General features: G+C 67.9%; 16 protein-coding genes. 11 read left to right on the forward strand and 5 right to left on the reverse strand.

All coding sequences use genetic code 11. The features are described from left to right. Window positions 1-35 precede the first annotated feature (35 nt). The 5 genes from bfr to DI605_RS10960 form a co-directional block, all read right to left on the reverse strand. Window positions 36-524: a bacterioferritin gene (gene bfr, locus DI605_RS10940; RefSeq protein ID WP_293973283.1), complete on the reverse strand. Its 489-nt coding sequence runs from the start codon at window positions 522-524 to the stop codon at window positions 36-38. A gap of 140 nt (window positions 525-664) precedes the next feature. Further along, window positions 665-1,744 carry a PA0069 family radical SAM protein gene (locus tag DI605_RS10945; protein WP_293973286.1) on the reverse strand — a complete coding sequence of 360 codons (1,080 nt, stop codon included), beginning with the start codon at window positions 1,742-1,744 and terminating at the stop codon, window positions 665-667. A 71-nt stretch (window positions 1,745-1,815) separates the two neighbouring features. Continuing rightward, window positions 1,816-2,343 (reverse strand): molybdenum cofactor biosynthesis protein B, encoded by a 528-nt coding sequence (moaB, locus tag DI605_RS10950; protein WP_293973289.1) that lies wholly within the window; start codon window positions 2,341-2,343, stop codon window positions 1,816-1,818. Between the two features lie 106 nt (window positions 2,344-2,449). Continuing rightward, window positions 2,450-4,195: a lytic transglycosylase domain-containing protein gene (locus tag DI605_RS10955; RefSeq protein WP_293973292.1), complete on the reverse strand. Its 1,746-nt coding sequence runs from the start codon at window positions 4,193-4,195 to the stop codon at window positions 2,450-2,452. Beyond that, window positions 4,195-4,932, reverse strand: coding sequence for a uracil-DNA glycosylase family protein (locus DI605_RS10960; protein WP_293973295.1), 738 nt, complete (start codon window positions 4,930-4,932; stop codon window positions 4,195-4,197). Before DI605_RS10960 ends, DI605_RS10955 begins: the two co-directional genes overlap by 1 nt. Before the next feature lie 145 nt (window positions 4,933-5,077). Between DI605_RS10960 and DI605_RS10965 the strand changes: the two genes are divergently transcribed. The 11 genes from DI605_RS10965 to DI605_RS11015 all read left to right on the forward strand — a co-directional run bounded on the left by DI605_RS10965 (window position 5,078) and on the right by DI605_RS11015 (window position 17,509). Continuing rightward, on the forward strand, window positions 5,078-6,730 hold the full coding sequence (locus DI605_RS10965; RefSeq protein ID WP_293973298.1) for an electron transfer flavoprotein-ubiquinone oxidoreductase: 1,653 nt from the start codon (window positions 5,078-5,080) through the stop codon (window positions 6,728-6,730). A gap of 59 nt (window positions 6,731-6,789) precedes the next feature. Continuing rightward, the gene (locus DI605_RS10970; RefSeq protein ID WP_293973301.1) at window positions 6,790-8,448 is read left to right on the forward strand and encodes a hypothetical protein; all 1,659 of its coding nucleotides are present in this window, start codon (window positions 6,790-6,792) and stop codon (window positions 8,446-8,448) included. Beyond that, window positions 8,445-9,266 carry a 4-(cytidine 5'-diphospho)-2-C-methyl-D-erythritol kinase gene (locus tag DI605_RS10975; protein WP_293973304.1) on the forward strand — a complete coding sequence of 274 codons (822 nt, stop codon included), beginning with the start codon at window positions 8,445-8,447 and terminating at the stop codon, window positions 9,264-9,266. Before DI605_RS10970 ends, DI605_RS10975 begins: the two co-directional genes overlap by 4 nt. After that, on the forward strand, window positions 9,263-9,982 hold the full coding sequence (locus DI605_RS10980) for an enoyl-CoA hydratase/isomerase family protein (RefSeq protein WP_293973307.1): 720 nt from the start codon (window positions 9,263-9,265) through the stop codon (window positions 9,980-9,982). The genes DI605_RS10975 and DI605_RS10980 overlap by 4 nt, the downstream gene beginning before the upstream one ends. Continuing rightward, window positions 9,982-10,707 (forward strand): N-formylglutamate amidohydrolase, encoded by a 726-nt coding sequence (locus tag DI605_RS10985; RefSeq protein WP_293973310.1) that lies wholly within the window; start codon window positions 9,982-9,984, stop codon window positions 10,705-10,707. The genes DI605_RS10980 and DI605_RS10985 overlap by 1 nt, the downstream gene beginning before the upstream one ends. Window positions 10,708-10,806: 99 nt before the next feature. Then, a complete protein-coding gene (gene ilvD / locus DI605_RS10990) occupies window positions 10,807-12,525 on the forward strand; it encodes a dihydroxy-acid dehydratase (protein ID WP_293973313.1) in 1,719 nt (572 codons plus the stop codon). Between the two features lie 96 nt (window positions 12,526-12,621). Beyond that, on the forward strand, window positions 12,622-14,013 hold the full coding sequence (locus tag DI605_RS10995) for an NAD(P)H-hydrate dehydratase (RefSeq protein WP_293973316.1): 1,392 nt from the start codon (window positions 12,622-12,624) through the stop codon (window positions 14,011-14,013). Next, window positions 14,010-15,203: a class I SAM-dependent RNA methyltransferase gene (locus DI605_RS11000; protein ID WP_293973320.1), complete on the forward strand. Its 1,194-nt coding sequence runs from the start codon at window positions 14,010-14,012 to the stop codon at window positions 15,201-15,203. Before DI605_RS10995 ends, DI605_RS11000 begins: the two co-directional genes overlap by 4 nt. Window positions 15,204-15,287: 84 nt before the next feature. Continuing rightward, window positions 15,288-15,974 (forward strand): 2,3-diphosphoglycerate-dependent phosphoglycerate mutase, encoded by a 687-nt coding sequence (gene gpmA, locus DI605_RS11005; protein ID WP_293973322.1) that lies wholly within the window; start codon window positions 15,288-15,290, stop codon window positions 15,972-15,974. Further along, complete coding sequence (gene purE / locus DI605_RS11010) at window positions 15,975-16,457, forward strand: 5-(carboxyamino)imidazole ribonucleotide mutase (RefSeq protein WP_293973325.1); 483 nt, start codon at window positions 15,975-15,977, stop codon at window positions 16,455-16,457. Further along, window positions 16,454-17,509 (forward strand): 5-(carboxyamino)imidazole ribonucleotide synthase, encoded by a 1,056-nt coding sequence (locus tag DI605_RS11015; protein WP_293973328.1) that lies wholly within the window; start codon window positions 16,454-16,456, stop codon window positions 17,507-17,509. The genes purE and DI605_RS11015 overlap by 4 nt, the downstream gene beginning before the upstream one ends. The last annotated feature ends 36 nt before the right edge of the window (window positions 17,510-17,545 follow it).

Raw genomic sequence — 17,545 nt, forward strand, 5'->3', positions numbered from 1 at the left:
CGCCGGAGGCCTCAGGGGCTCCGGCGCCTTTCGTATCAGTGCGCTTCTTCGTCCGCCGCCTTGGACTGGAGCTGAACATAGTTCTGGATGCCCATGCGGGCGATCATGTCGAACTGGCGCTCCAGATAATCGACATGCTCCTCCTCATTGTCGAGGATGCGCTTGAAGAGATCGCGGGTGATATAGTCGCGCACCTTCTCGCAATGCTCGATCGCGTCGCGCAGCTGCGGGATCGCTTCATTTTCCAGTGCGAGATCGGCGTGGAGAATTTCTTCCACCGTCTCGCCGATGCGCAGCCGGCCGAGCAGTTGGAAGTTCGGCAGGCCATCCAGGAAGAGGATGCGCTCGGCCAGCATGTCCGCATGCTTCATCTCATCGATGGATTCGCCATATTCGAACTTGGCGAGCTTCGCGATGCCCCAATGATCCAGCATGCGATAATGCAGAAAATACTGGTTGATCGCCGTTAGCTCATTCTTGAGAGCGGCGTTGAGATATTCGATGACCTTTTCGTCGCCCTTCACGGCCACATTCCTTTCTTGCTGTCGAACGGCCGATAGACCAGCCGCGCGGTGATTTGAAGCGCGAACAACTCGCAGATATGCTGCGAATAGATTTCAAATACTGTTGCGATTTTTTCGCATTATAGTCGAAGTCCGATCTGTCAAAGCAATCGCGGCTGATCGCCCTCCGGTGGCCTGAACAGATCGGTGCGGAGCACCAAACGCTCCCGATTGAGATCCAGTTTCCGGCAGGCGATGCGAAAGCGGGTGCGCAGCAGTTCGGCCCAAGGCCCCTGTCCCTTCATGCGCGAGAAGAAATCGGGATCATTGTCCCGCCCGCCGCGGATCGAACGGATCGTCGCCATCACCTTGGCGGCGCGATCGGGATGGTGCGCATCCAGCCAGGCGCGAAACAGCGGAGCCACTTCATGCGGCAGCCTCACCGGCAGGAAGAAGGCGCCGCGCGCCCCGGCCTGTGCCACCGCTTCCAGGATATGCTCCATCTCGTGATCGGTTATCTGCGGCAAGACCGGAGCCAGCGAGACATGGCATGGCACGCCCGCCGCGCTCAGCGCCCGGATCGCGGCGATGCGCCGGGCGGGTGCGGGGGCGCGGGGCTCCAGCGTGCGTGCCGTGACGGGATCGATGGTGGGCACGGAAAGGATGATCGCAACGAGCCCCCGGGCCGCCATCGGTGCGATCAGATCCAGATCACGCAACACGCGATCCGATTTGGTCGTGATGGTGAAGGGATGGCCCGTCTCGTGGAAGATCTCGATCAGCGACCGCGTGATCCGCCATTCGCGCTCGATCGGTTGATAGGGATCCGTGTTCGTGCCGAGAGCGATGGGCTGCGGCACATAGGGTCGGGCCGAAAGCTCGGCACGGAGCAGGCGGGGCGCATCCGGCTTGGCGAAGAGCCGCGTTTCGAAATCGAGGCCGGGCGAGAGATCGTGGAAGGCATGCGTAGGCCTTGCGAAGCAATAGATGCAGCCATGCTCGCAACCGCGATAGGCGTTGATCGAGCGATCGAAGGGAATGTCCGGCGATGCGTTGCGCGTGAGGATCGTCTTCGGCCGCTCGACGGAAACGGTGGTGCGGACGGGCGGCGCATCGCCATCCACCCCTTCGCGGGCATCCAGCCAGTCGCCGTCCTGCTCGCGTGCCGGCAGGTTGAATCGCTGGGGGCGATCGTTGCGCGTCGCGCCGCGGCCGGGCGTCGGGGGCAGGAGCCGATCCATCCCGCGAGGATAATGGAACGATCGGAACAAATAAAGAACATTTGACGGCGGCCCGGATGAATGAGGCGGCCCTATCGTTCCTTGAGGCGCGGCATGAGTTCCACGAAGTTGCAGGGGCGGTGGCGGTTGTCGAGCTGGCTCGCCAATATCCCATCCCAACCATCCCGGCAGGCGCCCGTCGAGCCGGGCAGCGCGAACAGATAGGTTCCGCGCGCGACGGCGGCGGTGGCGCGTGACTGGATCGTGGAGGTGCCGATCGACTGATAGCTGAGCCAGCGGAACAGTTCGCCGAACCCCTCAATCTCCTTGTCGCGAACGCGGGCGAAGGCTTCGGGGGTCACGTCCCGCCCGGTGACGCCGGTGCCGCCCGTGGAGATGATGCAGTCTATGGCGGGATCGTCGATCCAGCCGTTCAGCGTCGCGCAGATCAGATCGATATCGTCGCGAATGATCGTCCGGTCGGCCAGGACGTGTCCGGCCGCCTCCAGCCGCTGGACGAGCGTGTCGCCCGAACGATCCTCGGCCGGCGAGCGTGTATCCGAAACGGTGAGGATGGCGATGCGGACGGGCAGGAACGGCAGGCTGTGATCGAGCGGCATCGCCCGAGCCTAGCGAAAAGGCCCTATCCCGTCATGCCCCGCATCGTCGAGGGCGATGGGCAGGCGCGCGCCGATGATCGCCGGGCCGGTCCGCCTCGATGACGGGCTATTGAACGCCCGCCGTCGTGATCGTGAGGGGCGCGGGGCTTGCCGTCGCGCGGCGGCCGGCGATCGGGAAGCGCGGCCATTTGCCTTGCGCCATCGTGATGAGGCTGTCCGTCGGGGCGCCGCTCTCGCGCTGGTACATCCAGTAATTGCGCAGCACGATCGCGGTATAGGCGCGCGTTTCCGCGAACGGCATCTGCTCGATGAAGAAGAGCGGATCCTGCGATGCGCCGGGGCGAAGATTCCATGCGGCGATGTTGTTCGGCCCGGCGTTGTAAGCCGCGATCACCTTGGGCAGCAGACCGCCCGTGCCGCCGTGGCCTGCCAGTTCCTCGAGATAGGATTGGCCATATTCGAAGCTGACGGCCGGATCGTTGAGGCGGCCGGACATGTCCGTCGTTTCGCCCTTGTGCCGCGCGACGAGGCGCGCGGTGCCCGGCATGAGCTGCATCAGCCCGCGCGCGCCGGCGGGGCTTACCGCATCGGCGCGGAACTGCGATTCCTGCAGCGCGTGCGCGAAGAGCAGCGATCGATCGACCCGCCAGCCGCCCGACGGCTGCCACGAAGGCATGGGATAGCGCGCGGCGACCGGCGTCGTGATCCCGGCCGGCCCGTTCTGCGCAAGCCACATCTGCGCGGCGGGAAGGTTGAGCTTGGCGGCAAGCCGGATCAGCGCGCCATGCTCGGGCGACGGTCCGATCCGCGCCTGCTGGCGGAGCAGCGTATCGGCCAGGCCGGGCTCGTCGATCTGGACGAGGGCAGTGGCGACGCGGGCATTGGGGCGCAGCGCGAGCAGATCCGGCTCGCTGCCGGTGGGGATCGTCTGGACGGCAAGGCCGAGCGAGGCCGACGCGAGCATGCCATAGAATGTCTCGTCCAGCCGGGCTGCCGAGCGCAGTCGGGCGGCGACGCGATCGGGGCGGCCGGCGGCCGTATCGCTGCGTGCTGCCCAGAACAGCCCGGCGGCCACGGTCTCGGCATCGCGCGCGGATGTGGCGACGGCGGCGAAGGCATCGGCGGCGGCGGCCATGTCGCCCGCGCGCCACGAGGCGAGACCCAAGGTCCAGTTCGCCTGCACGGTCCAGTCGCCGGCCCCCGCGCCGGCCGTGGCGGCCACCCGGCGGGCATTGGCGTCGTCATTGGCGAGGAAATAGGCCCAGGCGACACGCTGGCGCCATTCGGCCAGCGCTTCCGGCGAAAGCTGCCCGGAGACCGCCTCGACCTTCGCTTCGGCGCCCGCGCCGTCATTCGCCTTCACGAGCGGCATCGCGACGATCGAAAGCCGCGCGGCGGCGGCATCGCTGCGCATGGGGCGCGCGGCCACCCGCTTCGAGGCGCCGGCCAGCCGCACCAGATCGTGCGGCTGCGGCAGGGTCGGCAGATCGGTAATCCCCTGCTGGGTGGCGAGGCGCATCAGTGCAGGCGCTTCCGGCAATTCCGGCGCCGCCGCCAGCAGCGCCGCCAGCTTCACCGGATCCGGCCGGGGGGCGCCCCTGGCCAGAAAAAGCTCGGCCCGCGCCACGGGCGTCAGCACGCCATCCGGCATCGAATCCAGCGCCATCGAGGCGGTCGTCCAGTCGCCCGTATGGATCGCGGCGAAGATCCGGCGATAGGCCGCGCGATCCACGTCGGAGAGGCCGCCGGGGCGCGCGGCGGTGACGGTGATCTCGGCGGGGCTGGTGTCGCCGGCGAAGGCCGCTGTCGGTAGGGCGCTGGAGGCGAGCAGAAGGGGAAGAAGGATACGCATCACAAGGCCATGAAAAGCTGGAGATCCGCCCACGCCGCTTTCTTGCGGTCGGGCGTCTGGATCAGAAGGCGGGGGTGGAAGCTGGCGATAGCGGGAATGGAGCCCGCCGGGCCAGAGACTTCATGCGTGCGCCCGCGCGCTTCGATGCAGCCCAGCCCGATCAAGGCCCGGGTTGGCGCATCGCCCAGCAGCAACAGCCGCTTCGGGCGGGCGAGCGCGATATGATGGCGCATCAGCGTGGCGAGAGTGGTGATGCTCTCCGGCGTCAGGCGGCCGCTGGCCGATCGTGCCGGTGATAGCGGGGCCAGATAGGCGGTTTCGCGCGAAAGGCTCATCGCGCCGAGCATCCGATCGAACAATTGCCCGACATCGCCCGAAAGCAGGCGGCCGGCCGCGCGATCGCCCTGTTCCGGCATGTCGAGGATCAGCATCGCGCCTGATGCGGGATCGCCTATCGCATCGATCCGCGCCTGCGGCGGGCCGGGCACGGAGGGATCGGTCAGCAGGAAATGACGGAACGCGGCGAGATCATCCGGAAGGGCGGCCGGTGAAACCGGCTCGATCGCCGCCACGGGCGGAGTCACGCGGGCGGGTGAGGCGGCCTGGGGGTGAATCGGAGTGATGGCGGGGGATAGCGCGGGCACGGCAAGCCAATCACGCGGCAGATCATCCACCGCCGTATCGACGCCTGCTTCCTCCCACCAGTCCAAGGCGCTCAGCGCCAGCCGATCTTCCATCGGCGCCCCCTCGATCGCAATCTGCTTTTACACAAGTCCGCTTCTACATAAGCGAGCAGTTGACGAATACGTCAATCTGCGCTCACCGGGAAAATGACAAGGCGTTCGGGCAACAAGACGACCGGACGATAGAGAGGTTATCGGGATGCACGATCGGGAATCGATGGAGTATGACGTGGTGATCGTCGGTGGAGGCCCGGCCGGGCTTTCGGCGGCGATCCGGCTGAAGCAGCTTGCTTCGGAAAAGGGCACGGACTTCTCTGTCTGCATCCTGGAGAAGGGCTCCGAAATCGGGGCGCACATTCTTTCGGGCGCCGTGGTCGATCCGATCGCGCTGAACGAGTTGCTGCCCGACTGGAAGGAAGACGGCTGCCCGATGGCCGAGGTGCCGGTGACGGAGAATCATCACTGGTTCCTGTCGAAGGGCGGGAAGATGGCGATGCCGCATCTCTTCACCCCCGGCTTCATGCACAACAAGGGCACCTATACGGGATCGCTCGGCAATCTGTGCCGCTGGCTGGCGGGCAAGGCGGAGGAACTGGGGGTCGAGATCTTCCCGGGCTTCGCGGCGGCCGAGGTGCTGTTCCACGAGGATGGATCGGTGAAGGGCGTCGCGACCGGCGACATGGGCGTGGCGCGCGATGGCACGCACAAGCCCGATTACCAGCCGGGCATGGAACTGCACGCCAAATACACCTTCTTCGCGGAAGGCGCGCGCGGGAGCCTCACCAAGGAGGTGAAGCGCATCTTCGATCTGGAGGCGACCTGCCAGCCGCAGGTTTACGGCCTCGGCATGAAGGAATTGTGGGATATCGATCCCGCCAAGCATGTGCCGGGCCGGGTGATCCACACGCAGGGCTGGCCGCTGACCGAGGAAGTGGGCGGCGGCTTCCTCTATCATCAGGCGAACGGGCAGGTGGCGCTCGGCTTCGTGGTGGGGCTGGGTTACAAGAATCCACACCTCTATCCGTTCGAGGAATTCCAGCGCTGGAAGCAGCATCCGGCGATCCGCGAGATCCTGGAGGGCGGGCGGCGCATCAGCTATGGCGCGCGCGCGATCAACGAGGGCGGCTGGCAATCGGTGCCGACGCTCGCCTTCCCCGGCGGCACGCTGATCGGCTGTTCGGCGGGCTTCGTGAACGTGCCGCGCATCAAGGGCAGCCATACGGCGATGAAGAGCGGCATGCTCGCCGCCGAGGACGCCTTCGCGGCGCTCTCCGCCGGGCGGCAGGGCGATGTGCTGGCGGGTTATCAGCCGGCGGTGAATGCGAGTTGGATCGCGAAAGAACTGAAGCTCGTCCGCAATTCGGAGCCTGCGGTTGCGAAGTTCGGCCCGCTGCTGGGCACGATCTGGGCTGGTCTCGACATGTGGATGAACAATTTCGGCATCGGCCTGCCCTATACGTTCAAGCATCATCGCGATTGCGAGACGCTGTCGCGCAAGGATCATGCGAACAGGATCGATTATCCGAAGCCGGACGGGAAGATCAGCTTCGATCGCCTCTCCTCGGTGTTCCTGTCGAACACCAATCATGAGGAGGATCAGCCGATCCACCTGACGCTGAAGGATCCGGAGGTGCCCATCACGGTGAACCTGCCGCTCTACGACGCGCCGGAGCAGCGTTATTGCCCGGCGGGCGTCTATGAGATCGTGGGCGTCGACCTGGGCACGCCGCGCCTCCAGATCAACGCGCAGAACTGCGTCCACTGCAAGACCTGCGACATCAAGGATCCCACCCAGAACATCAACTGGGTGGTGCCGGAAGGCGGCGGCGGCCCAAATTACCCCAACATGTGACGGGTGGCAGGCGCGCAGGGCGCTTCAACCTCGCGCAATGAGGCTTTAAGGCGGGGTGGATGATGAGATTGCGAGTCACCCAAACCCTGCTTGCCCTGCTCGTCGCGACGGCGGGTGCCGGCGCGGCCTGCGCCGCCCAGACGCGCGAGCCCAGCGATGCCGAGCGTTATGTGCGCATGCGGGCCGCCTCCACTGCGGGCGATCTGCAGACCACGACGAGCGAGCTTTCGGTGCTGCTCGCGCGGGATCCGGGCAGCGACATGATCGCCCAGCGCGCCTTTCGCGAGGCGATCGTCGCCGGAGACAAGGCGCTGGCATTGAAGGCGGCGCGCATGCTGGAGCAGCAGGGCACGCTGCCCGTGGATGGGCCGCTGCTCTATGTGGTGGATGCACTGCAGGCTAAGGACTGGAAACGCGCCAGCGCCGAGATGGAGCGGATCGAGGCGGGCAAGCTCTTCGCCTTCATGACGCCGGTTCTGCGCGCCTGGATCGCCTTCGGATCGCGGCAGGGCGATCCGCTCGCGGCACTGGAGCCTGCCCGGCAGAGCGGCCTCGCCTCGGCCTATTTCCCGGGCCAGCATGCCGTGCTGCTGCTGGCCATGGGCCGGGTGGAGGAAGGTGCGGCGGAAGTGGCCGCGCTTCCCAACGCGGGCAGCCGGCTGCGTCTGGCGGCGGCGGCCGCACTGCTGAAGGCGGGCAGGGCGGAGCAGGGGCGGACCTTCCTCGACGGCGGCGATCCCGTGATCGAGGCGGCGCGCGCGCGCGTGGCGGCCGGAGGGCGGATCGAGCTGGATTATTCCGGCGCGGGCACGGGCGTCTCCGATCTGCTGACGCAGGTGGCGATCGATTTCAATCGCCAGCGTCTGACTCCGGTGGCGACCATGCTGGCACGCCTCGCCACCTTCGCCGATCCGGGCAATTCGGGTGGATGGATCGCGACGGCGAACCTGCTCGGCTTCGGCAAGCGGCCGGATGCGGCGCTGGCGGCGCTGGATCATATCGGTGCCGACGATCCCTATGCCGGCACGGCCGAGCGGCTGCGCATCGCCCTGCTGATCGACAAGGGCGACAAGGCCGGGGCGCTGGCCGTCGCCAACGTCGCGGCATCGCGGCCGGAAGCGGGCTTCAACGATTGGGCGCGCGTCGGCGAGGTGCAGATGGCGCTGGACCAGCCCAGGCTGGCGGCGGTCGCGTTTGAAAAGGCGATCGCCGTGGCGGGGCCGAACGTGACGGCCGATGATGCGTGGCCGCTGTGGCTGCAACGCGGCGCCGCCCTAGAGGAGGGCGGCGACTGGCCGGCGGCGAAGGTGGCGCTGGCCAGGGCCTATGCGCTCGCGCCGGATCAGGCCGTGGTCCTCAACCATTTCGGTTATTCGATGTTGGCCCGGCGTGAGGATCTGCCGCAGGCGATCAAACTGATCGAGGGGGCGAGCAGGCTCCGGCCGGACGATGCGGCGATCACGGATTCGCTGGGCTGGGCGAAATTCGTGAGCGGCGATGCGCCGGGCGCCGTCGCCCTGCTGGAGCGCGCTTCGGCGGGCGAACCGGGGGAACCGACGATCAACGAGCATCTGGGCGACGTCTATTGGGCGCTCGGCCGGCGGATCGAGGCGCGCTATGCCTGGCGCGCCGCCCTGGTGACGGCCGAGGCGCGCGATGCGGAGCGCATCAGATCGAAGATCGAGACCGCGCCCACGCCGGCCACCGCCGCCCCGTGATCGGCGCGATCGAGACCGCTTTCGCCAAGCTCAACCTCGCGCTGCATGTCCGGTCGCGCGGGGACGATGGATATCATGCGCTGGAAACGCTTTTCGCCTTCTGCGCGGATGGCGATCGGCTGACGCTGGAGGCGGAGCCGGGGCTGCGTGTGGAAGGGCCTTTCGCCGCCGCGCTGGGGGATGGGGGCGACAATCTGGTGTCCCGCGCGGCGCAGGCATGGCGCGAACGGTTCGGCGGAGAGGTTGCGGGTTTCCGGCTGGAAAAGAATCTGCCGATCGCGTCGGGTATCGGCGGCGGATCGGCCGATGCCGCCGCCGCCCTGCGGCTGCTGGCCGCGCGCGACCGCATCGATCCGGCGGACGGGGCCGTCCATGCTATTGCGGCGGGGCTCGGGGCGGATGTGCCGGCCTGCGTCCTTTCGCGTGCGGCGCGTGGCGAGGGGCGCGGAGAGCAGCTGGTGCCCGTTTCGCTCGGGCAACTGGCGGGTCGCCCGGTCCTGCTCGTCAATCCCGGTGTGGCGCTCTCGACCGGTGCGGTGTTCAGGGCGTGGGACCAGATTGATCGCGGACCGCTGCCGCACGGCGTCGACGCGGCACTGAACGGGCGCAACGATCTGCAGCCGCCGGCGATCGCGATCGTGCCGATCATCGGGGACGTGCTGGATTTCCTGGGCATGCAGCCCGGCCTGATCCTCTCGCGCATGTCCGGTTCCGGCGCGACCTGCTTCGCCATGTTCGAGGATGAAGCCGCCCGAGATGCGGCGGCCGGAGGGCTGCCCGCCTGCTGGTGGCGCCTGGCGACCACTTTGCTGCCATGATCGAACTGACGCACGAAAGCGGGATCGCGCGCGTGACGATCCGGCGGCCGGCGGCGCGCAATGCACTTTCCATCGCGCTCTGGGGCGAACTGGCCGAGAGGATCGGTGAGGCGGCATCGATCGCGCGCGTCATCCTCCTTCGGGGCGAAGGGGGAAGCTTCAGCGCGGGCGCCGATCTCGGCGAATTGGCCGGGCTCGCCACCGATCGCGCCGCGCGCACGGCCCTGCGCCTGGCGATGCGGGCGGGGATCGAGGCGGTTGCCGCCTCTCCCATCCCGGTGGTGGCGGGGATCGAGGGCGGCTGCTTCGGCGCCGCGGTCGGCCTTGCGGTGGCCTGTGATATTCGCGTGGCCGGCCCGCATGCCACGTTCGGCGTGCCGCCTGCCCGCTTCGGCATATCCTATCCGCCGCAGGATGTGGCGCGGATCGTGGCGCGCATCGGGGCGGGGCAGGCCTCGCGCCTGCTGCTGGGCGCCGAGACGATCGATGCGGGCGAGGCGGTGCGGATCGGCCTCGTGGATCTGCTGGCCGAGGATGGAGGCGAGGCGATCGCGCGGGCCATCGCGGCCAACGTGCCCGAAAGCGTCGGCCTGCTGCGCCGGAAGATCGCCGGCATGGAAACGGCCGAAGCGGAGGCCGCCTTCGAGGCGAGTTTCGGCAGCGATGCCTTTGCGGCGGTCGCGGCGGGGATCAGGGCGAAGAGGGCGCAGGCGTGATGACGGACGATCTGCCCTGGCGCGCGGTTTCCGGTGATGCCCCCGCCTTGCTGATCTCCGACCATGCCTCCAGCCGCGTGCCGGACGGCATCGATCTCGGCGTGCCCGCCGAGATCATGGGCGAGCATGTCGCGATCGATATCGGTGTCGATCCGCTGGGACGGGCTCTGTGCGCCCGGCTGGGCATGGCGGGCATCTTCGGCAATGTTTCCCGCCTCGTGATCGATCTCAACCGGGAAGCGGATGCGGCGGGCCTGATCCCGGAGACGAGCGACGGCCATCCCATACCGGGCAACGCCGGGCTGGATGCGGAGGCGCGCGGCAGAAGGCTCGCGCATTTCTGGCTGCCCTATCATGCGCATGTCGAAAACAGCATCTCGGCATCGAAGCCGAAGCTTCTGGTTTCCCTGCATAGTTTTACGCCTTCGCTGCGCACCGGTGGCGCCCCGCGCCCCTGGCAGGTGGGCGTTCTCTATAATCGGGACGAGCGGGCGGCGCGGATCGCCATCCCCCTGCTGGAGGCGGCGGGGATCGTGACGGGCGACAATGAGCCTTATTCGGGCAAGGTGCTGAACGCGACGATGAACCGCCATGGCGAGGGCAACGGCATTCCTTATCTGGGGCTGGAAGTCCGGCAGGATCTGATCGGCGATCAGGCGGGCGTTGCGGTCTGGTGCGATCGGCTGGCGCCGATCATCCAGGCAACGCTCGACGTGTTTTGTTAGCTTATTTCGCGCTGATGATAAAAAACGTGATTTTATTTCGTGTCGGCTCTTGATCCCGTCCGTCTCTCGGGCCTAGGGGGCGGCACGAAAGGATCGTCCGTGCCCACATTCGACAAGTCCAAGCTGCCCAGCCGCCATGTTTCGGTCGGCCCCGAAAAGGCGCCGCATCGCTCTTATTATTACGCGATGGGCCTTTCCGAGGAGGAGATTGCGCGGCCTTTCGTGGCGGTGGCGAGCGCGGGCAACGACAGCGCGCCCTGCAACACCACGCTGGACATGCAGGCCGATGCCTGCCGCATCGGCGTGGAACTGGGCGGGGGCATGCCGCGCCGCTTCAACACGATCACCGTGACGGACGGCATCGCCATGGGCCACCAGGGCATGAAAAGCTCTCTGGTGAGCCGTGAGGTGATCGCGGATTCGGTCGAGCTTTCGGTGCGGGGCCATTGCTATGATGCGCTGGTGACGTTCGCCGGCTGCGACAAGTCGCTCCCCGGCATGATGATGGCGATGCTGCGCCTGAACGTGCCCTCGATCTTCGTTTATGGTGGATCGATCCTGCCGGGCCGCTTCCACGATCGCGACGTCACCGTCGTCGATGTGTTCGAGGTGGTCGGCAAATATGCGGCGGGCGCCTGCCCGCTTTCCGAGGTGACGGCGCTCGAGAAGGTCGCCTGCCCCGGCCATGGCGCGTGCGGCGGCCAGTTCACCGCGAACACGATGGCCTGCGTGGGTGAGGCGATCGGTTTATCCTTGCCAAACAGCAATATGGTTCCCGCTCCTTACAAGAGCCGTGAGGAGATCGCGGTCGCGGCGGGCAAGCAGGTCATGTATCTGCTGGAGAAGAATATCCGCCCGCGCGACATCTGCACGCGCGAGGCTTTCGAGAATGCGGCGCGCATCGTGGCGGCGACGGGCGGCTCCACCAATGGCGGGCTCCACCTGCCGGCGATGGCGAACGAATGCGGGATCGATTTCTCGCTGTTCGACGTGGCCGAGATCTTCAAGTCGACGCCCTATCTGGCCGATCTGAAGCCGGGCGGCCGCTATGTCGCCAAGGATATGCACGCGGCCGGTGGCGTCTACATGCTGATGAAGACGATGCTGGCGGAGGGCCTGCTCCACGGCGATTGCCTGACCGTGACCGGCAGGACGCTTGCCGAGAATATCGATGAGGTGACGTGGAACCCCGACCAGAAGGTGATCTACGACGCGAAGACGCCGATCACGCCCACCGGCGGCGTCGTCGGCCTCAAGGGCTCGCTGGCGCCCGAGGGCGCGATCGTGAAGGTGGCCGGCATGAAGCGCCTGCAGTTCGAGGGGCCGGCGCGGGTGTTCGATTGCGAGGAGGATGCCTTCGCCGCCGTCGAGACGCGCGACATCGCCGAGGGCTGCGTGATCGTGATCCGCTATGAAGGGCCGAAAGGCGGCCCGGGCATGCGCGAGATGCTGTCGACCACGGCGGCGCTTTATGGTCAGGGCATGGGCGAGAGCGTTGCGCTCATCACCGACGGGCGCTTCTCTGGCGGGACGCGCGGCTTCTGCATCGGCCATGTCGGGCCGGAGGCGGCCGATGGCGGCCCGATCGCGCTGATCGAGAATGGCGACATCATCCGTATCGACGCCGAGGCAGGCACGATCGACCTCGACGTGGCGGAGGATGTGCTGGCCGCGCGCCGCGCGCAATGGCAGCCGCGCACGAACGATTATCAGGCGGGCGCGCTATGGCGCTATGCGCAGAATGTCGGCCCGGCCTGGGCCGGAGCGGTCACGCATCCCGGTGCCAGGGCCGAGACGCACGTTTTCGCGGATATCTGAGACGGGGCATCGTTCGCCTGTGGCGCGCGGTGCTTCCACTTTCGCCGGCGAACGGCACGCTTTCATGCCGGGCGATCACGCTCTAGGGCGGCGGCGATGGCCCAACCCGTCCTGACCGCCGCCGAGACGCGCGCCGCCGAGCAGATCCTGTTCGATCGCGGCATCGTGCCCGTGGATCTGATGGAGCGGGCGGGGGCGGCCGCCGCCGAGGCGATCGCCGCGCGCTTTCCCGTCCAGCCCGTGCTTGTCGCCTGCGGGCCGGGCAACAATGGCGGTGACGGCTATGTCGTCGCGCTGCATCTGCTGGCCCGGGGCTGGCCGGTGCGGGTGGCGGCGCTGGCGCCGCCCGCGACCGAGCAGGCATGGGCCAAGCGCACCCGCTGGTCTGGCCCGGTGGAGCCGATGCCCGCCGCCTATGCGCCACTGGTGGTGGATGCCCTGTTCGGTATCGGTTCGCGCGCCCTTGATCCCGCGCTCGCGCAATGGCTGGACGAAGCACCGGCCGTGGCCGCGATCGATCAGCCGAGCGGGCTGGATACGGACAGCGGCGCCGCGAGGGGGCGGACGAAGCCGGCGGCGCTGACGATCGCGCTCGGCGCGCTCAAGCCGGTTCATGCGCTGATGCCGGGGGCGGGCCTCTGCGGGCAGGTGGACCTGATCGATATCGGGCTGCCCCTGCCGGATCGGCCGGCTCTGGGCCTGATCGTGCCGCCCGCGCTGCGCGCGCCGGATGCGACGAGCAACAAATATACGCGCGGCAAGGTCGTCGTGGTCGCGGGCGTGATGCAGGGCGCGGCCTTTCTCGCGGCCGAGGCAGCACAGCGCGCCGGCGCCGGCTATGTCGAGGTGACGGGTGACGATCTGCCCTTCGGCACGCCGCTCTCGCTGGTGCGGCGGGCGTGGAGCGACGATGTGCTGGCGGACCCGCGCATCGGCGCGATCGTGATCGGGCCGGGGCTGGCGGCGAACGATGCGGGCAGAGCCCGGCTTGAGGTGGCGCTGGCGACCGACAGGCCGATGGTGCTGGATGCGGGCGCGCTGGCGCTTTTGGCGGAGCATGGCGACGACGTGGCGCCCCGCTTGCGTGGCAAGAGCACGGCTATGCGCCTGCTCACGCCCCATGCGGGCGAATTCGAACGGCTCTTCGGCCCGGTGGGTGACGATCCGCTGGGGGCGACCAGAAAAGCGGCGGCACGGGCAGGCGCGTTCGTCTTGCTGAAGGGCGCCACCTCGATCGTGGCGGCGCCGGACGGGCGTGCGCTGATCGGCCCGGTCGCCTCGCCCTGGCTGGCGACGGCGGGGACGGGGGATGTGCTGGCGGGCGTATGCGGCGCGATGCTGGCGCAGGCGGGCTGGCATGGCTTCGATGCGCTGGCCGCGGCGGGCGCGGCGATCTGGCTGCATGCCCGGGCGGCGGAGCTGGCGGGGCCGGCGATGATCGCGGATGATCTTTTATGGAGTCTCAAGCGCGCGGTGGCAAAGGCATGAACGCAGTGATTACCCGTCTGGCGGCACGGGGCGACGGCGCCACCGACGATGGCCGCTTCGTGGCGCTGGCCGCGCCGGGCGATCTGGTGGCGGATGATGGCACGATCACGCCGGGGCCGCACCATGCCACGCCCCCCTGCCGCCATTTTCCGAAATGCGGCGGCTGTCAGCTCCAGCATATCGACGATGAGAGCTACGCGGCCTTCCTCGTCGACCGGGTGGCGGGTGCGCTCCGGGCGCAGGGGGTGGCCTTGCCCGAAATGCGCGCGCCGCATCTCTCGCCCCCGCGCACCCGTCGCCGCGCGGCCCTGCGCGCCGAGCGGATCGGGCATCGCGTGGTGATGGGCTTCAACGAGGAGGCGAGCCACCGGATCGTCGATCTCGCCGAATGCCATATATTGGCGCCCGATCTCTTCGCCCTCGTGGCGCCGCTCCGCGCCTTGCTCGCGACGATGCTGGATCGGAAGAAGGGGGCGGAGATTCACCTGACGCGCACGGATCAGGGGATGGACGTGCTGATTTCGGGCGTGACGGTCGACGAGCTCGCCGCGACCGAGGCGCTCACCTATTTCGCGGCGGATCATCGGCTGGCGCGCCTTGCGCTGGACGATGGCTATGGCCCGCAGGTGCGCTGGGAGCCGGATGCGGCGACGGTGGCGCTGGGCGGTGTGCCGGTTTCGCTTCCGGCGGGGGCCTTCCTCCAGGCGACGCCCGACGGCGAGGCGGCGCTGCTGGAAGGCGTGCGGGAGATCGTGGACGGGGCCGCCACGATCGCGGATCTCTTTGCAGGGCTCGGCACGTTCGCGTTGCCGCTGTCGGCCAGGGCGAAGGTGCTCGCGGCGGAAGGCGCGCGCGATCCCGTGCTGGCGCTGAAGGGCGCGGCGGCGCGCGCGGGGCGGCCGGTGGTGGCCGATCATCGCGATCTCTTCCGCAGGCCCTATACGGCGAAGGAATTGTCGCGGTTCGATGCGGTGGTGATCGATCCGCCGCGCGCGGGAGCCAAGGAGCAGGTGGTCGAACTGGCGGGCGCCGATCTGGCCCGGATGGCCTATGTCTCCTGCAACCCCGCCACCTTCGCACGCGATGTGGCGACGCTGGCGGCCGGCGGCTGGCGGCTGGATTGGGTTCGGCCGATCGGCCAGTTTCGCTGGTCCACGCATGTGGAGCTGGTGGCGGCACTGGCCCGGTGAAAGCGCCCCGTGGGGGAAGGGGAAGAACGGTTGCCACGGGCGCATCCCCGGCTAAAAGGCGCCAAACCTTGAGGGGGTAATGCCTTGCCGACACTCGTGCTGATCCGCCACGGACAATCCGCCTGGAACCTGGAGAATCGCTTCACCGGCTGGTGGGACGTGAACCTGACCGAGCAGGGCATCGCCGAGGCGAAGGCGGCGGGCGAGCTGATGGCCGCCAAGGGCCTCGATTTCGATCAATGCTATACGAGCCTGCAGACCCGCGCGATCAAGACGCTGAACCTCGCGCTGGAGGCGATGGGCCGTCTTTGGCTGCCGGTGGAGAAGGACTGGCGGCTGAACGAACGTCATTATGGGGGCCTCACCGGCCTGAACAAGGCCGAGACCGCAGCCCGGCATGGCGACGATCAGGTGAAGATCTGGCGCCGTTCGTTCGACATTCCCCCGCCCGTGCTGGAGCCGGGCGGCGAATTCGATCTGGCGGCCGACCGCCGCTATGCCGGCATCCCGATCCCGAATACGGAAAGCCTGAAGGATACGATCGCGCGCGTTCTGCCTTATTGGGAAGGCACGATCGCGCCGGACCTGAAGGCGGGCAAGCGCGTGGTGATTTCCGCGCACGGCAATTCGCTACGCGCGCTGGTCAAGCATCTGTCGAACATTCCCGATGATGAGATTACGGGTCTCGAAATCCCGACCGGGCAGCCGATCGTCTATGAGCTGGACGATGCGCTGAACGCCACCGATCGTTATTATCTGAGCGAGCGTTGAGTGACCCAACCCCTTGTCGGCATCATCATGGGCAGCCGCTCCGACTGGGAGACGATGCGCCATGCGGCCGAGACGCTCGACGCGCTGGGCGTGGCGCATGAGGCGAAGGTCGTCTCCGCGCATCGCACGCCGCAGCGCCTTTATGATTATGCGACGGGTGCCGCCGCGCGCGGCCTGAAGGTGGTGATTGCGGGGGCGGGCGGCGCGGCGCACCTGCCGGGCATGGCGGCTTCGATGACGACGCTGCCGGTGCTGGGCGTGCCCGTAGAATCGAAGGCGCTGAAGGGCATGGATAGCCTGCTTTCGATCGTGCAGATGCCGGGCGGCGTGCCCGTCGGCACGCTGGCGATCGGCAAGGCCGGGGCGATCAATGCGGGGCTGCTGGCCGCTTCGATCCTCTCGCTTTCGGACGAGGCGCTGGCCGTGCGGCTCGCCGGCTGGCGCGAGCGCCAGACCGCCTCGGTGGACGAAGCACCGGAATGATTCCTCCCGGCGGCACGATCGGCATCATGGGAGGCGGGCAGCTCGGGCGGATGCTGGCCATCGCCGCGGCCAATCTCGGCTATCGCACCCATATCTTCGCGCCGGGCATGAGCGGCCCCGCGACCGAGGTGGCGGCGCGCTGGACGCAGAGCGCCTATGACGATGCCGCCGCCGTCGCCGCCTTCGCGGCGCAGGTGGATGTCGTCACCTATGAATTCGAGAATGTCGACGTGGCGAGCCTGCCCGCGCACAATTGCGTCTTCCCGCCGGCGCGCGCGCTGGAAGTGGCGCAGGATCGGCTGACCGAAAAGACATTCGTGGAGCAGCTGGGCGGCCGGCCGGCTCCCTTCCGCAAGGTGGATTCGATCGAGGATCTGCGCGCGGCGCTGGGCGATCTGGGCAGCCCGGCGATCCTCAAGACCCGGCGCTTCGGCTATGATGGCAAGGGGCAGGAGCGGATCGAGGATCCTTCGCGGGCGGCCTCCGCCTGGCTTTCCATCGGCCAGAAGCCCTGCGTGCTGGAGGGGCTGGTCCGCTTCGAATCCGAATTCTCGATCATCCTGTGCCGGGGCATGAATGGCGAGATCGTGCGTTGGGATGCGGTGGAGAACCGGCATCGTCACGGCATCCTCGATGTTTCGATCGCGCCGGCAAGCGGGCTGGCGACCGATCAGGCGGCGGAGGCGGGCGCGCTGGCCGAGCATATCGCGGACGCGCTGGATTATGTGGGCGTGCTTGCCTGCGAATTTTTCGCGACGGCGGAAGGGCCTGTTTTCAACGAAATGGCGCCGCGCGTTCATAATTCGGGGCATTGGACGATCGAAGGCGCCGTCACCTCCCAATTCGAAAACCACATCCGCGCCATCTGTGGCCTGCCCCTGGGATCGACCGATCTGACCGGTGCCCGCGTGGAGATGCGCAATCTGCTGGGCTCCGATGTCGAGCAGTGGCCGGCCATCCTGGCCGACCGGGCCAACCACCTCCATCTCTACGGCAAGAGCGGCCAGCGGCCGGACCGGAAAATGGGGCATGTGACCAAAGTATTCGTGTAGCAACGGCCGGATGCGGCCAGACAAGAGGGAGTGATC

Origin of the sequence: Sphingomonas sp. (genome assembly GCF_003248515.1) — a bacterium.
Lineage (GTDB): Bacteria > Pseudomonadota > Alphaproteobacteria > Sphingomonadales > Sphingomonadaceae > Sphingomonas_I.

Coding starts and splice junctions, on each gene's coding strand:
- DI605_RS10960 (WP_293973295.1), bottom strand. CDS start 4,932: ATGGAAGATCGGCTGGCGCTGAGCGCCTTGGACTGGTGGGAGGAAGCA.
- DI605_RS10995 (WP_293973316.1), top strand. CDS start 12,622: ATGGCCCAACCCGTCCTGACCGCCGCCGAGACGCGCGCCGCCGAGCAG.
- DI605_RS10965 (WP_293973298.1), top strand. CDS start 5,078: ATGCACGATCGGGAATCGATGGAGTATGACGTGGTGATCGTCGGTGGA.
- DI605_RS11015 (WP_293973328.1), top strand. CDS start 16,454: ATGATTCCTCCCGGCGGCACGATCGGCATCATGGGAGGCGGGCAGCTC.
- DI605_RS10970 (WP_293973301.1), top strand. CDS start 6,790: ATGATGAGATTGCGAGTCACCCAAACCCTGCTTGCCCTGCTCGTCGCG.
- DI605_RS11000 (WP_293973320.1), top strand. CDS start 14,010: ATGAACGCAGTGATTACCCGTCTGGCGGCACGGGGCGACGGCGCCACC.
- DI605_RS10955 (WP_293973292.1), bottom strand. CDS start 4,195: ATGCGTATCCTTCTTCCCCTTCTGCTCGCCTCCAGCGCCCTACCGACA.
- DI605_RS10980 (WP_293973307.1), top strand. CDS start 9,263: ATGATCGAACTGACGCACGAAAGCGGGATCGCGCGCGTGACGATCCGG.
- DI605_RS10945 (WP_293973286.1), bottom strand. CDS start 1,744: ATGGATCGGCTCCTGCCCCCGACGCCCGGCCGCGGCGCGACGCGCAAC.
- moaB (WP_293973289.1), bottom strand. CDS start 2,343: ATGCCGCTCGATCACAGCCTGCCGTTCCTGCCCGTCCGCATCGCCATC.
- DI605_RS10985 (WP_293973310.1), top strand. CDS start 9,982: ATGACGGACGATCTGCCCTGGCGCGCGGTTTCCGGTGATGCCCCCGCC.